The organism is Paenibacillus sp. UNC496MF, from assembly GCF_900113915.1.
In the GTDB taxonomy this organism is placed as follows: Bacteria; Bacillota; Bacilli; order Paenibacillales; family Paenibacillaceae; genus Paenibacillus_Z; species Paenibacillus_Z artemisiicola.
This window is the reverse complement of the sequence record NZ_FORE01000011.1, coordinates 178,490-194,240: the sequence shown is the minus strand read 5'-3', so window position 1 is coordinate 194,240 and position 15,751 is coordinate 178,490. Positions and strand designations below refer to the sequence as shown.

At 58.1% G+C, this 15,751-nt stretch carries 11 protein-coding genes; all 11 read left to right on the top strand.

Features of this window, described 5'->3' with window-relative positions; translation table 11 throughout:
- Position 1: 1 nt before the first annotated feature.
- The 11 genes from BMZ79_RS20465 (at position 2) to BMZ79_RS20415 (ending at position 15,727) form a co-directional block, all read left to right on the top strand.
- Positions 2-895, top strand: coding sequence for an ATP-binding cassette domain-containing protein (locus BMZ79_RS20465; RefSeq protein ID WP_090643109.1), 894 nt, complete (start codon positions 2-4; stop codon positions 893-895).
- Between the two features lie 58 nt (positions 896-953).
- Positions 954-2,027, top strand: a complete 1,074-nt coding sequence (locus BMZ79_RS20460) for a LacI family DNA-binding transcriptional regulator (protein WP_090643106.1) — start codon at positions 954-956, stop codon at positions 2,025-2,027.
- 651 nt (positions 2,028-2,678) lie between these two features.
- Positions 2,679-4,097 carry an ABC transporter substrate-binding protein gene (locus tag BMZ79_RS20455; RefSeq protein WP_090643103.1) on the top strand — a complete coding sequence of 473 codons (1,419 nt, stop codon included), beginning with the start codon at positions 2,679-2,681 and terminating at the stop codon, positions 4,095-4,097.
- 242 nt (positions 4,098-4,339) lie between these two features.
- The gene (locus BMZ79_RS20450; RefSeq protein ID WP_371263754.1) at positions 4,340-7,276 is read left to right on the top strand and encodes an extracellular solute-binding protein; all 2,937 of its coding nucleotides are present in this window, start codon (positions 4,340-4,342) and stop codon (positions 7,274-7,276) included.
- A 72-nt stretch (positions 7,277-7,348) separates the two neighbouring features.
- Positions 7,349-8,260, top strand: coding sequence for a carbohydrate ABC transporter permease (locus BMZ79_RS20445; protein WP_256252937.1), 912 nt, complete (start codon positions 7,349-7,351; stop codon positions 8,258-8,260).
- Between the two features lie 3 nt (positions 8,261-8,263).
- A complete protein-coding gene (locus tag BMZ79_RS20440) occupies positions 8,264-9,130 on the top strand; it encodes a carbohydrate ABC transporter permease (protein ID WP_090643101.1) in 867 nt (288 codons plus the stop codon).
- A 13-nt stretch (positions 9,131-9,143) separates the two neighbouring features.
- Positions 9,144-10,613 carry an NHL repeat-containing protein gene (locus tag BMZ79_RS20435; protein ID WP_090643098.1) on the top strand — a complete coding sequence of 490 codons (1,470 nt, stop codon included), beginning with the start codon at positions 9,144-9,146 and terminating at the stop codon, positions 10,611-10,613.
- The gene (locus tag BMZ79_RS20430; protein ID WP_090643096.1) at positions 10,594-11,214 is read left to right on the top strand and encodes a Yip1 family protein; all 621 of its coding nucleotides are present in this window, start codon (positions 10,594-10,596) and stop codon (positions 11,212-11,214) included. Before BMZ79_RS20435 ends, BMZ79_RS20430 begins: the two co-directional genes overlap by 20 nt.
- Before the next feature lie 14 nt (positions 11,215-11,228).
- Positions 11,229-13,805, top strand: coding sequence for a DUF5696 domain-containing protein (locus BMZ79_RS20425; RefSeq protein WP_090643093.1), 2,577 nt, complete (start codon positions 11,229-11,231; stop codon positions 13,803-13,805).
- Complete coding sequence (locus BMZ79_RS20420; RefSeq protein WP_090643090.1) at positions 13,802-14,707, top strand: carbohydrate ABC transporter permease; 906 nt, start codon at positions 13,802-13,804, stop codon at positions 14,705-14,707. The genes BMZ79_RS20425 and BMZ79_RS20420 overlap by 4 nt, the downstream gene beginning before the upstream one ends.
- Positions 14,708-14,770: 63 nt before the next feature.
- The gene (locus BMZ79_RS20415; RefSeq protein WP_090643592.1) at positions 14,771-15,727 is read left to right on the top strand and encodes a carbohydrate ABC transporter permease; all 957 of its coding nucleotides are present in this window, start codon (positions 14,771-14,773) and stop codon (positions 15,725-15,727) included.
- Positions 15,728-15,751: the final 24 nt, after the last annotated feature.

Here is a 15,751-nt window from a genome sequence, read left to right as displayed (position 1 = left end):
ATTGATTACATGCGAGAATCTAGTTAAAATCTATAAAACCGCCGAAGTCGAGGTCGTTGCGCTGCAAGGATTGAACTTGCGGGTGAACCAAGGCGAAATGGTTGCGGTCATCGGCAATTCGGGCAGCGGCAAATCAACCCTGCTGAACATGCTGGGCGGCTTGGACCGCCCTTCGGCAGGCCGGTTGACGATCGCCGGCAAGGATATGCTGAAGCTGACCGACAACGATCTGAACGTCTATAAACGCGAAACCGTCGGGTTTATTTGGCAAAATAAAGCGCGAAATCTCGTCCCTTACTTGACCGCGCGCGAGAATGTCGAAATTCCGATGCTGCTGCATGACCGGAAGCAAAAACGGCTCCGGGCGATCGAGCTGCTCGAAGCGGTCGGACTCGGTTCGCGGACCGGCCACAAGCTTCAGCAGCTCTCGGGCGGCGAACAGCAGCGCGTGGCCGTCGCGATCGCGCTGGCCAACCGGCCGAAGCTGCTGCTCGCCGACGAGCCGACGGGCGCGCTGGATACGCGGACCTCGGACCAAATCATGGCGTTGCTCCGCAGATTGAACGCCGAGATGGGCTTGACCATCGTCATCGTGACGCATGATCTGGATCTGGCCAAACAGGTGCAGCGGGTCGTGCTCATCCGGGACGGCCGGACGTCGTCGGAGATGATCCGACGTACGGAGGAGCGCGAGGCGGAGGACGCGCCGGGCGAAGAGACGGAGCTCGATACCCATATCGAATATGCCGTCATGGATCGTTCCGGCCGGATTCAAGTGCCGGAGCGCTACTTGGAAGCCCTAGGCGCCAAGGACGCGGACAAGGTCGTGCTGCGGCTGGAAGAGGATCATATCGTTTTGCGGCCCATCTCGCCGGCAGGCAAAACGGGAGGCTGAACGAGCTAAACGCTGCGACGACCAAACGAAAAATAAAAAGAGAAACGGATGGGACATCATGAGAGGAAAAGTGAGAATTCAAGAAATCGCCGATTTTGCGGGTGTATCCAAGTTCGCCGTTTCTCGCGCCTTGTCCGGGAAGAGCGGCGTGAGCGCCAAAACGCGGGAAAAAATCTTGCGCGTCGCCGGCCAGTTGGGGTACTTCAAGAACAACGAGCAGCAGCAGCATTTCACGGGCGAGCTGCAGGAATTCGAGGAGGTCAAGTGGGACGGCACGATCGTGGTCATGTTTCCGAACTTACGGTACCAGAACAAGGAACACATTTATTGGGGGCCGGTATTCGAAGGCGTGTCCTCGCGTCTTCGCCAGCGCGGGCTCGACATCATCACCATAACGGAGCCTTCCGACGATAACGTATTCAAGCTGCTGAATCCGGCGGCGATTCAGGGCATTATTACGATCGGGACCGTCTCGACGCAAATGCTGCTTAAGATCAAGCAAATGGACATTCCCGTCGTCATGGTCGATCACAGCGATCCCGTCTTTGCGTGCGATACGATCTTCACCGACAATTTTAACAGCATGCAGCAGATGATGATGACGCTGATCAGCAAAGGGTACCGCAAATTTCAATTCGTCGGGAACATCAAGGATGCCCAAAGCTACTTCGACCGATGGCTTGCGTTCCGCTCGGCGCTGGAGAACTGCCAGATCGAACTGCAACAGGACCCTATGCTGATCGGCCCCGAAGCGCAGGATATCTATCTCTTGTTCAAGCAATATCGGCCGGTCGACCTGCCGGAAGTCTACGTATGCGCGCATGACGTCAACGCGAAGTTCCTCATTGAGCAGCTGGGCTACCTGGGGATCGAAGTGCCGGCCCGCTGCGCGGTAACCGGCTTCGACAACACCTGCGATACCCATCCGATTCTCGCGACGGTAAACGTGAACAAGGAGCTGCTCGGGATGCGCGCCGTGGACCAGATGTTATGGCGCATTCAAAACCCGGGAACCGCGCATGAGAAAAAACTGATTTATGCGGACGTTATTCTGCGGGAGAACTACGCCTACCCGTTAAGCGGCGAAGCCGAGCAAGAAGAGCATGAGGCGGCGGAGGCAGAAGCGCAATAACGCGCGGCAGACAACCTAAATTTTTGCTAAAAAATTTGCCGTGAACGCTGTCGATTTGAGTGCGTTTGCCTGCATCGGATCACCGAATCCTACGTCTAACCGTTGTTTCCCTCTCCCGGCCCGAATGGGCTAACTTACGGCTGCATATGCGGCTCGTCATCCACGCTGCGCCGTCTCTCCGTTTCATCGCGCATTGCCTGCCGCAACTAGAGGAATACGCAACCTACTCGCGCTAAGAAACATCGATGATCGCGATCGGATCCAAAATGGCTTGACCCGGAGTCTCCGCCTTTCAGCGCAGTTTGTAGGCGCTACAAACGAATGCGATGCGAGGAGGGGCTCTTTTTTGCGCGCGGTCACGGGCGATCGAATACCCCTAATAAAATAACAAAATAAAAACAAAACTACAATAATGTTGCCAAAATGTTGTGAATCTTGCAAAAATTTGATTGACTGATTTTGGATCGCGATGCTATTATTGACATGCAAGTCATCAAACACTTCGCAAACCGGTGGTGATGGGGGTACGCTAAAACAATAGAATGAAAACGGTTACGAAGAAGAGGGAACTAAACATCCATCTCGGAAACCGGTAGACCTTGCCGGAGCAAACGGATATTGCTCATTAAAAAGCGGGAGGTTGTTTTGCAAATGAAAAAAGTGAAAGCACTTACATTTTTGCTTGCGACGACGATGCTTACGTTAACGGCATGCGGAGGCGGGAGCAATAACGCGGGCGGCAACGCCGCGAACAATCCGCCTGCCAACGACGCGTCGACGGGCACGGCTGCCGGCAATGACGCGGCAGCGAACAATGCTTCGGCCGGCAACGACGCCTCCGGCAACAACGCGGCGGCGACGAACGAGGACGCCCCCGCTCCGATCGACCTCGGCGGGCGAGAAATCCATATCTCCGCCTGGTGGGACGGCATGCCGAAGGGCGATACGGCCGACTCCAAGAAAGCGCTCGATAAACTGCACGAAATCGAGAAGAAATACAACGTCAAAATCAAATACGACAACATCCCGTTCGATAAATACATGGATAAGTTCACGACGGCCGCGCTCTCCGGAACGCCGATGGCCGACATCTCCATCCTTGAGTTCAAGCGAGCGCTTGCCCCGATCAAACAAGGCTTAATCCTTCCTCTGAGCGAGTATACCCAAGGCACCAGCGATATCAACAACGAGCAAGAACACACGATCAAGCTTCCGCAGCTCCTCGGGGACGAGTACTTCTTCGGCGGCAAAGGCGTCTCGACCGTAGGCATGTTCTACAACCGCGATCTGTTCAAGAAGCTCGGCCTGCCGGATCCGCAGGACCTGTATGCGGGCGGGCAATGGAACTGGGATAAATTCCTCGAAGTCGCGAAGCAGGCGACGACGGATACGAATAACGACGGCAAGCCGGATACCTGGGGCTTCTCCGATTGGGCGCCGGGCGCGGCTCGCGACTTCGGCGTAACGAACGGCGCGCTGTTCGTCAACGACGACCTGACCGTCGGCTTCACGGATCCGAAAATGATCGAAACGCTGGAATTCATCAACCGGCTGTACAACAAAGAAAACGTCGTGAAAGTCAAAAAAGGCGACAAAAACAGCTGGGATGAAACGTCCACGTTCAAAGACGGCGACGTCGCGATGTCCTCGAACTTCGATTGGAACGTCGGCGGCCTGCCGTTCGAAGTCGGCGTCGTGCCGAACCCGCAAGGTCCGAGCGGCGACGGCAAGTTCACCTACGCGAACACCGCCCAGAACGGCTGGGTCATTCCGAAGGGCGTAAAAGACCCGCAAATCGTGTACCAAATCTACGAAGAGCTGCAGGACGTGCCTTCCACGGAAGAATACCTCGGCCAAAACGGTCTGGAAGCGCTCTTCAAAAACCAAGCGGACATCGATATGGCGCTGCAGCACATCAACAATACCGGCCGGATCTCGCTTGAAGAAGGCGTTGCCGACTACCCGTGGTTCTCGATCCTGGACGACATCATCAAGAAGAACCAATCCGTGACCGCCACGGTTAAGAAGTACGAAGCCCCTGCGCAAACCGCGCTCGATAAATTAAAATAACGCATGGACACCTGTTGATAGGGAAGGAAGGGAGGGGAGGCCGGACGTGCCGGTACAACCCTCCTTTTCTATGCAAAGCGAGCCTAACAACCGGCTAACGAAGCGGATAACACGATCAAACATTAGGCTAACGTGTTTGGTATCCATATAGGTGCGTTCCAGGAAGACGACGGTACGCGAGTGCGCTTTCGTCAGCGGGATGCGAGAACCGCAGATCAATCCGCCGCTTGGGAGGGCTGACATTGAAAGGGAGAAAACGCCTGAAGAAATGGGGAATGACGGCGGCATGCGTCGTCATCGCGATTGCGCTGCTCGCCGTATGGTCCCGATCGGGAAAGGACGGCACGGCAGCCGCGGGAAGCCGATCGGCGTTCGCCGAAGGCGCCTGGTCGACGCTGCAGGAGGGCCGCGGCGATTACGCGGACTATCTGTCGAAGCACGAGAACGCCGGCTTCGCCGATCAGGAGATCGTTCTCGATGCCGCAAGCTACGCCAAGGTGGAGGGCGACGGTTTCGAGAAGCTGGACGATTATGAAGGCCGGGCCGGCACGTCCCTTAAGACCGGCGAACAGGGCAGCGTATCCTGGGACATTCATGTGACGCAAGAGGGCTTCTATAACATCGGGCTTGACTATTACCCGATCGCGGGCAAGAGCTCGAGCATCGAGCGATCGCTGCAAATCGACGGCGTCGTTCCGTTCACGGAAGCGTCTTACCTGCAATTCGATCGCGTATGGGACAACGAGCTGGATCATATGAAGCAGGACAATCTGGGCAACGACCTGCGGCCGGAGCAAATCGAGAAGCCGGCGTGGCGCGATGCGCTGCTCGAGGATTCGGACGGCTACTACGCCGATCCGTTCAAGTTTTACTTGAGCGCCGGCCAACACACGCTCACGTTCGTCTCGCAGCGCGAGCCGATGGTTCTACATCAGCTGAAGCTGTATCGGCAGAAGCAGCCCGCGACTTATGAAGCCGCGCTCAAGCAGTACGAGAAGGACGGGCTCAAGAAGGCCGACAGCCGGCTGATTACCGTGCAAGGCGAAGCGGCCGTCGCGAAGTCGTCGCCGACGCTGTATCCGCAGACGGAGCGTTCCACCTCCTCCGTTACGCCTTACAGCCCGAAGCTCATCCGGGTCAATACGATCGGCGGCTATAACTGGCGTCTGCCGGGACAATGGATCGAGTGGGAAGTCGACGCGCCTGAAACGGGACTCTATAAGATCGCCTTGAAGTCCAAGCAGGAATTCGTTCGCGGCTTGTACGCGACGCGCCGTCTGCTGATCAACGGCGAGGTTCCGTTCAAGGAAGCCGAACAAATTCCGTTCCGCTACAAGAACGGCTACCGCATCGACGTCATCGGCGGCGACGAGCCGTACCTGTTCAAGCTCGAAAAAGGCAAGAACGTCATTCGCATGGAAGATACGCTCGGCGAGTTCGCTCCGCTCATCCGCGAAGTGAAAGAGAGCCTGTACACGCTCAATGCCATGTATCGCAAAATCATCATGATTACCGGCGCATCGCCGGATAAATACCGGGATTACCGCTTGGATAAGCAAGTGCCGAAGATGCTGGAAACGTTCCAATCCGAGAGCGACCGGCTTTCCGCCGTCGGCGCCGAGCTGAAACGGCTGTCGGGCGGAAGCAGCGACTCCGAAGCGCTCCTGAAGACGATGGCGCTGCAGCTGAAGGAATTGGTGAAGGATCCCGATACGATTCCGCGCCGACTCGCCGCATTCAAGAGCAACGCCGGCGGTCTCGGCACCTGGCTCCAGAAGGCGATCGAGATGCCGCTTCAGCTCGACGAAATGTACATTGCGTCGCCGGACAAGAAGTTTCCTTCGTCCGGAGAGGGCTTCTTCTCGAAGCTGAAGCACGAGCTATCGACGTTCGCGTATTCCTTCGTGATCGATTACAACCAGATCGGCAACGATTCGGAGGAGAAGAACCAGCAGTCGATCACCGTCTGGATCGGCAGCGGCCGGGACCAGGCGAACACGCTGAAGGCGATGATCGACGAAACGTTCACGCCGCAAACGGGCATCAACGTGAATTTGAAGCTCGTGCAAATGAACACGCTGCTTCCGGCAACTTTGGCCGGCCGCGGCCCGGACGTCGCGATGCAGATCAGCAACGATATTCCGGTCAACTACGCGATGCGCGGCGCGGCCGCCGACTTGACGCGATTCTCCGATTATCCGGACGTGGCGAAGCGGTTCCGCGACAGCGCGCTTGTTCCGTACACGTACGAGCAGGGCGTCTACGCGCTGCCGGAGACGCAAACCTTCAACATGCTTTTCTACCGCAAGGACGTGCTGGCGGAGCTTGGCCTTGAAGTGCCGCAAACGTGGGACGACGTGTATAAGCTGCTCACCGTCCTAAGCAAGAACCGGATGCAGTTCGGCATGCCGATCACGGTTCCGCAGACATCGGTGCCGGTGCCGGGCCAGAACATTCCGCCGAACTCGATCTATGGCTCGCTCCTCATGCAGAACGGCGGTCAATTCTACCGGGAGGGCGGCCAAGCGTCCGACCTGGATTCGAAAATCGGCGTCGAAACGTTCAAGACGTGGACGGACCTGTACGGCGACTACAAGCTGGAACGCGAATTCGACTTCGCGAACCGGTTCCGCACCGGCGAAATGCCGATCGGGATCGTCGATTACACCACGTACAATCAGCTCACCGTATTCGCGCCGGAAATCCGCGGCATGTGGGGCTTCGCGCCGATTCCGGGCACCAAGCAGGCGGACGGCACCATCCGCAGAGATACGCCGAGCACGGGCAACGGCACGCTGATGCTGAGCGGCGCGAAGGACAAGGACGCGTCCTGGGCATTCATGAAATGGTGGACCGACGAGAAGACCCAAACGAATTTCGGCCGGGAGATGGAGGCGCTGATAGGAGCTTCCGCGCGCTATCCGACGGCGAACATCAAAGCGCTCGACAGCTTGCCTTGGCCGGTCGCCGATTACGATAACCTCAAAGCGCAGTTCGCGTACGTCAGGGGCGTTCCCGAGGTGCCGGGCGGCTACTTCACCGGGCGCCATTTGCAGAACGCGTTCTTGAAAGTGGTCGTCGAGAAAAACACGGAAGCGCGCGAAGCGATCATGGATTACACCCAATACATTCAAGACGAGATCAAAGCGAAGCGCAAAGAATTCGGCCTGCCGGAATAAGGAGGGATCCGCGTGTCAACGATCGGTACACCGAGTCAGCCTTCCGTGACCGTAGCCGCCGGGACGCCAGCCGTGAAAACGACAAGCTGGCTGGCGATCAAATGGAAGGAAATCAAGGCGCACAAGCATTCCTATATCCTCATGTCGCCCTACATGCTGCTGTTTGCCGTCTTCACGGTGCTGCCCGTGATCATGTCCGTCGTCATCAGCTTTACGTACTTCAACATGCTCGAATTCCCGCGCTTCATCGGCTGGCAGAACTACTCCCGCTTGTTCCTCGAAGACGACGTGTTCTTGATCGCGATCAAGAATACCATCCTCTTCGCCGTCATTACCGGACCGCTCAGCTATCTGGCTTGCTTCGTCTTCGCCTGGATCATCAACGATCTTCGCCCGAAGCTGCGCGCGTTCATGACGCTGATCTTCTACGCGCCGTCCATCTCGGGGAACGTCTACTTCCTCTGGCAGATGATCTTCTCGGGAGACCGTTACGGCATCGCGAACGGGTTCCTGATCAAGACGGGCGTACTGCTCGACCCGATTCAATGGCTGAAGACGGAGCAGTACATCATGCCGATCATCATCCTCGTGCAGCTCTGGCTCAGTCTCGGGACGGGCTTCCTCGCCTTCATCGCGGGACTCCAAACCGTGGACAAAACGCTGTACGAAGCGGGCGCGGTCGACGGCATCAAGAACCGCTGGCAGGAGCTGTGGTACATCACGCTTCCTTCGATGAAGCCGCAGCTGATGTTCGGGGCCGTCATTCAGATCACCTCGTCCTTGGCGATCGCGGACGTGTCCATCTACCTGGCCGGCTTCCCGAGCGTCAACTACGCGGCCGAAACCATCGTCACGCACTTGATCGACTTCGGTACGATCCGCTTCGAGATGGGCTACGCATCGGCGATCGCGACCGTGCTGTTCACCTTGATGGTCGGGACGAACCTGGTCGTGCAGCGACTTCTCAGGAGGGTGGGGGAATAGAAGATGAGGTTAGCGCTTCCCATTCGCAAGAAACGAGTGAACCGTTCGTTTGCCGGAACGTTCTGGATGTTCGTGTTTCTGGCTGCCGTCGCCGCTTTCATGGCGCTGCCGCTCGTGTACGCGATCAACGCGGCGTTCAAGCCGCTCGACGAAATCTTCCTGTTCCCGCCGACGCTCTTCGTTCGGCATCCGACGACGAGCAACTTCATCGATCTGATGACGCTGCTCGGCCAATCGTGGGTCCCGTTCTCCCGGTACATTTTCAACACTTTCTTCATAACCGGAATGGGCGTGGTCGGACACGTGCTGCTGGCATCGGCCGCGGCGTATCCGCTCGCGAAGCACAAGTTTCCCGGGTCGAAGCTCGTCTTCACCGTCGTCGTGCTCTCGCTGATGTTCACGCCTCAAGTAACGGCGATTCCGAACTACATGGTCATGTCCTGGATCGGCTTCATCGATACGTACTGGGCCGTGATCGTGCCGGCGTTCGCGTTCTCGCTGGGCTTGTACCTCATGAAGCAATTCATGGAGCAAATTCCCGACGCGCTGCTGGAGTCGGCCAAGATCGACGGCGCGAACGAATACCGGATCTTCTGGCAAATCGTCATGCCGAACGTGAAGCCGGCTTGGCTGACCTTGGTCATCCTGCTCTTCCAGATGCTCTGGGGAACGGACGGCAACGGCTTCATCTATAGCGAGCAGCTGAAGACGCTTCACTATGCGTCCAACCAGATCATCTTCGGCGGCATCGCGCGCGCCGGCGTCGGCTCGGCCGTCGCGCTCATCCTGATGAGCGTGCCGATCGCCTTGTTCGTCTTCTCGCAAAGCCGCATTATCGAAACGATGACGACTTCCGGCATGAAGGACTAAGGGAGGTGGAAGCGTGCGCTTGAAGAGAGTTTTGCTGCTGGCCGCCATCCTGTCGCTGGCCGCATCGATCGGCATTCCCTCGGCGTCGGCGGCTGCGCCATACGAAGCCTACACGTACGATTACTACGGCGATTCATCGCCGCTGCCGGCCCCGTACGTGCCGGATGCCGCGTTAACGGGCGAAAGCTTGGGGGTCGGCGACTTCAAAGAGCCGAGCGACATGTTCGTTGCGCCGGATAAGACCACGTATATCCTGGACAGCGGCAACGCGCGGATTATCGTGCTGGATCCGGAGCTGCGCGTCGATCACGTCATCAAGACGTTCACGAACGACGGCAAGAAGGACGGCTTCGCGGCGCCGCAGGGGCTGTTCGTCTCCGACAAGAACGAGCTGTACGTGGCGGACACCGACCACGGCCGCGTCGTCGTGCTGTCCGAGCAAGGCGAGCTGATCCGCATTATCGCGGCTCCGAAATCGGATATTTTGCCCGCGGATTTCAAATTCGTGCCGCTCAAAGTCACGGTCGATGCGGCGGATCGCGTATTCGTCATCGCGCGCGGCGTATTCGAAGGCATCATGCAGTTCGACGACAAGAATCGTTTCATGGGCTATGTCGGCACGATCAACGTGTCGCCTTCCGTCTGGGACCGGCTCTGGAAGTCGTTGTCCACCAAGGCGCAGAAGGCGCAGATGCAGCTGTTCATCCCGACCGAATTCTCGAATGCCGACATCGACCCCAAGGGCTTCGTGTATGCGACCGCGATCGATATCGCGTCCGACACGCCGATCAGGCGGCTGAATCCGTCCGGCGACGACGTCCTGAAGCGGCTCGGCTACTGGCCCGTCAAGGGCGATATCCGCTTCCGGATGTTCGGCAACAATTCGGGTCCGTCCAAGTTCACCGACATCAAGGTGCTGGGCGGCGGCATGTACGTCGCGCTCGACGCCAACCGCGCGCGGCTGTTCACCTACAACGACGAAGGCGACTTGCTGTATGCCTTCGGCGGCCGGGGCAACCAGCTCGGGGTCTTCAATACGCCCGTCGCCGTCGAGCAGATCGGCGATCGGCTCGCGGTGCTGGACAGCGGCAAGAAAAACATCGTCCTCTTCCGTCCGACGGCGTTCGGCACCCTTGTCCGGCAGGCGACGACGGAGCATTACAACGGCAACGACGACGTCGCCGTCAAGATATGGAGCGACGTGCTTCGCTTGAACACGAACTATGAAATCGCTTACCTCGGCATCGGCAAGTCGCTCCTGATGCAAAAGAACAACGAGAAGGCGATGGAATATTTCAAGCTCGGCATGAGCCGCAAAAACTTTTCGGTCGCGTACAAGCGCTATCGCCGGGAAGTGCTGAAGGAACAGTTCGGCACGGTCATGACCGTCGTGCTTACTCTCGTCATTGCGTTTATCGCGTATCGCGTTGCCAGACTCGTCAATAGAAGGAGGGCTGTGAAGCGTGAAGCAGGACTTTCTTAAATTTCCGCTCCATCTTATCGTGCGTCCGTTCGACGGATTCTGGGACATGAAGTACGAGGGCAAGGGCAAATTGAAGGTTGCGCTGCTGATCTTGCTCGCGCTCGTCCTGACGACGATCTTGCAGAAGCAATTTGCCGGCTTTCTCGTCAACATGGCGGATCCGCGCACGCTCAACAGCCTGGACGATTTGGAGTTCACGATTCTTCCTTTCTTGTTATTCTGCATCGCGAACTGGTCGATCACGACGCTCATGGAAGGGGAAGGGAAGTTCAAAGAGATCGTGATGGCGACCGGGTACGCGCTGCTGCCGATCGTGCTCATCAACCTGCCGATGACGTTCGTCAGCCGATTCATGACGCAGGAGGAGACGGCGTTCTATTATCTCTTGAACAGCATCTCCAGCCTCTGGTTCGTCGTGATGCTGTTCGTGGGCATCATGACCGTCCACCAATACACGCCGGCCAAGACGGTGCTGACGATGGCGCTGACCGTCATCGCCATGGGGTTCGTCGTCTTCATCGCCACCTTGGCGTTCAGCCTCGGTTCGCAGATTTACTGGTTCATCTATGACGTATACCGTGAACTCATATTCCGGACTTAAAGGAGGCCGCGCCCATGAAACGAAAAACAAAATGGTATGCGGCGCTGGCCTGTGCCGGGATTATCGCCGCTTCGGCATTCGCCTATCGCTTGTATGCGAAAGGCGCGCCCGCCGCCGACATCGCGGCGTTCGCGCGATCGGACATGAAGCCTGCCGCGGCGAACGAACTGACGTATATGGCGGACGGCAGCAACGCCGTCCCGGGCATGAAGCTCGTTGCGCGGACGGATGCGCTCGCGCTCTACATGAATCCGGACACGACCGAGATCGCCGTCCTTAACCGGGCGAGCGGCAAGGCGTGGCACAGCAATCCGGGGGATATCGGCTCGGATGCCAAAGCGTCGCCGTTCGAGAAGGACCGCTTGGCCGCGCAAGTCACGCTGAACTACCGCGATTCGATCGGAACGCTCGGCGCGATCACCAATTTTACGGACAGCATCCAGCGGAAGCAGTTCAAGGCGGAGGGGATCGAGAACGGCGTGCGGATCACCTATACGATCGGGGATACGTCGCTCGGGATCGACGCGCTGCCGAAGCGGATCGGCAAGAAACGGTTCGAGGAGAAGGTGCTCGGCAAGCTGGACAAGAAGACGGCGGATTACGTATCGAACCGGTATTATCCGCTGGACGACAATCCGGACGTGCTCGAGCGGCTGGATACGGAAGTGTCGCGGGCGCTCGTGCTGAAGCGGATGCTCGACGCCTTCGCCAAAGCCGGGTACACGCCGGAGGATCTGAAGGCGGACAACGACGAGAACGGCGCGTCCGGCGGCAGCGCTTCGGCTAAGCCGAACTTTACGATTCCGATCGAATACCGGCTCTCCGGCGACTCGCTGCTCGTGCGCGTTCCGGTGAAGGACATTCAGGAGAGCCCGGGCTACCAGATCCGCTCCGTCGAGCTGCTCGACTTCTTCGGCGCGGCGGGCCAGGATGAGCAAGGCTACATGCTCGTTCCGGACGGTTCGGGCAGCTTGATCCACCTGAATAACGGCAAAACGGGCGAAGAGGTCTATGCGCAGCGGGTGTACGGCGACGACGAGAACGATAATTCGAAGCGTCGCGGGCAGATCGCGGAGGCCGCACGGCTGCCGGTGTTCGGCATGAAGACGGGCGACGAGGCATGGTTCGCCACGATCGAGAAGGGCGAGGGCATCGCCAGCATCAATGCGGACATCAGCGGCCGCAAAAATTCCTACAACAGCGCCTACGCCAGCTTCGCCATTCGCGGCGAAGACGAGCTCGAGCTGTACAAAGGCAACAAGGTGGACGAATTCCAGCTGCTGACGGACGATCGCTTCGCGGGCGACATTCAGCTTCGGTACGATTTTCTTTCCGGCGACCGGGCGTCGTACTCGGGCATGGCGGCGTTGTACCGGAACAATCTGGCGAAGGAAGGCGTGCTGCAGCCGCTGAAGGCCCAAGAGCAGCTGCCGTTCTACGTCGACCTGCTCGGCGCGGTGGACATACGCAAATCGTTTCTCGGCGTGCCGTATAAAGGGCTGATGACGATGACGACGATCGGCCAAGCGAGCCAAATCGCCAAGGAAATCCAGGCCGCCGGCGTGTCCAACGTGCAGATGCGCTACGTCGGCTGGTTCAACGAAGGAATCGATCACACGATTCCGGAGACCGTCAAGCTCGACGGCCAGCTGGGCAGCAAATCGGACCTGTCCAGGCTGGCGGCTCAGCTGAAGGACATGGGCGGCAACTTGTATCCCGACGTCGCTTTCCAGCATGTGCTGCGCGAAAACCATGACTTCAAGCCGGCTTCGGACGCGGCCCGCTTCGTCACGCGAGAGCAGGCGCTGCTGCAGCCGTACGACCGGGCGCTGAACGCGATGAACGCCCAGTGGGGCTCCTTCTATCTATTGTCGCCGGCGAAGCTGCCGTATTTCGTGGATCAGTTCGTCGATAGCTATAAGAAGTACAAAATGGATTCGGTCGCGCTGCGCGACATGGGCGATACGCTGACGGCCGATTATCGCGTCAATCGCGTCGTGTTCCGGGACGTCGCCAAGAATATCGTGACCGATCAGCTCGGCAAAATCGAAAAAAGCTATCCGAACGTGATGCTCACCGGGGGCAACCAATACGCCTTGAAATACGCCGACCGGCTGCTGAACGTGCCGATGGCTTCCAGCGCGTTCAGCATCGAGGACGAGGCCGTTCCGTTCTACGAGATGGTCGTCCACGGCTACAAGGAGTATGCCGGCGCGCCGATCAACCTGGACGACGAGCAGGACTTGACGTACCATCTGCTTCGTTCGCTGGAATACGGCGCCGCGCCGCATTTCTTCTGGTCCTACGAGTCGTCTTCCAAGCTGAAGCTGACGGCGTACGAGTCGATGTTCTCGACGCATTACTCGGATTGGCTGGGGGACGCGGCGGATTTGTACGGCAAGCTGAACAGCGTGCTGGCCGGGCTGCAGCGCGAGACGATTACGGAGCATGCGCGGTTGAAGCCCGGCGTCGTCAAGGTCGGCTACAGCAACGGGACGTCGATTTACGTGAACTATACGGATCAGCCGGTCGCCGTTCAAGACGTGCGAATCGGCGCGAAAAATTTTACCGTGGGTGGTGACGGACCGTGAACATCAGACGATTGACCTTGACGCAGAAACGCGCGCTGCTCGGCATCCTGTTCATCCTGCCTTGGCTGCTTGGGTTCGTGTTTTTGTTCGCGACGCCGCTGTTTCAATCGATTCATTTCAGCTTCAGCAACATGAAGATCGCCCCGGGAGGCGGGTACACGCTCGACTTCATCGGATGGGATAACTTCAAGAACGCGCTGTCGATCGATCCGAATTTCAACCGGATTCTAACGCAGTCCTTGAGCGAGATGGCATGGAACGTGCCGATGATCCTGTTCTTCAGCTTGTTTACGGCGACGATGCTGAACACCCGATTCGTCGGACGCCCGTTCGCGCGCGCGATCTTCTTCCTGCCGGTCATTCTGGCCTCCGGCGCCATTGCCGCGGCCCAAACGTCGGGCCTCATTCAATTGACCGGCAGCTCGGAGATGGCGAAGGAGCTGGGGCAGCAGCAGAACGGCTTCGACCCGCTGACGCTCGCCTTCACGTTGTCCGACGCGGGACTGCCGATGTGGTTTATCGACTACATCATCAGCGCCGTGCAGCGCATCTACGAAATCATCAAGAGCTCCGGCGTGCAGATTCTGATCTTCCTGGCCGCGCTTCAATCGGTCCCCGTGTCCATGTACGAGGTCGCCAAGATGGAAGGCGCGACGGCGTACGAGACGTTCTGGAAGATTACGTTCCCGATGGTCAGCCCGCTGATCTTGACGAACATCATCTATACGATCATCGACTCGTTCACGAACAGCCAAGTGACGACGACGATCTACAATACGGCGTTCCAGTCGCAAAACTTCGGGCTCAGCGCCGCGATGTCATGGATATATACCGCGGTCATCAGCGTCATCCTCATCATCGTCGGCATTCTCGTGTCCAGAAGGGTGTTCTACTACAATTGAGCGAATGGGAGGGCGAAGGCATTGAAATTCCCCGATTTGCAAAACGAAGCCGTCGTCATACAAATGCAAAAGGCGCGCAACAAGACGGCGTCGCTGCTGTGGCTCATGTTCCGTTACGTGCTGATCATCGGGATATCGTTCATCATTCTGTATCCGATCCTGCAGCAGCTGTCGGTCGCCTTTAAGGATAAGGCGGATATCTACAATCCGACGATCTACATGATTCCGGTGCATTTCACGATGGAGAACGTGCGGTATGCGATGGCCGTGCTGAATTACTGGCCGCTGCTGAAGAACACGCTCCTCTTCGCGGCGTCCACGACGCTTCTCCAGGCTGCTTCGTGCTCGCTGGCGGGCTACGGCTTTGCCCGGTTTAACTTCCCGGGGAAGAACATCCTGTTCACGCTCGTCGTGCTGACGATCTTGATTCCGTCCAGCACGCTGATGGTCCCGATGTACATTCATTTCCGCTCGTTCGATTTGTTCGGCGTCATCCATCTGATCACCGGCAAAGACGGCATCAACATGCTCAATACCTACGGCCCGTCGATGATTACGGCCGCCTTCGCCAACGGCTTGAAGTCCGGCTTGTTCATCTACATTTTCCGCCAGTTCTTCCGCGGCATGCCGGGCGAAATCGAAGAGGCGGCGCTCATCGACGGCGCCGGCGGCATCCGCACCTTCTTCACGATCATGCTGCCGAACGCGATTCCGCCGCTCATTACCGTCATTCTGTTCGCGTTCGTCTGGCAGTACAACGACATCTTCTACGCCTCGCTGTTCAACAGCGCGAGCGACCTGATGTCGATCAAGGTGTCTTCGCTGCCCGCCGACGTGAACCAGTACTTGCCGGGCATCATGGGCATCGGCAGCGGCACGAACGTCAAGGTGGATCCGAACCAAGTGTCCTTGATCGTCGACACCGGCATACTGCTCGCGATTTCCCCGCTGATCGCGATGTACCTGTTCGTGCAGCGCTTCTTCGTCGAGAGCGTCGAGCGTTCGGGCGTCGTAGGCTAAGCGAGGGAGCGGCGGAAGCGAAGC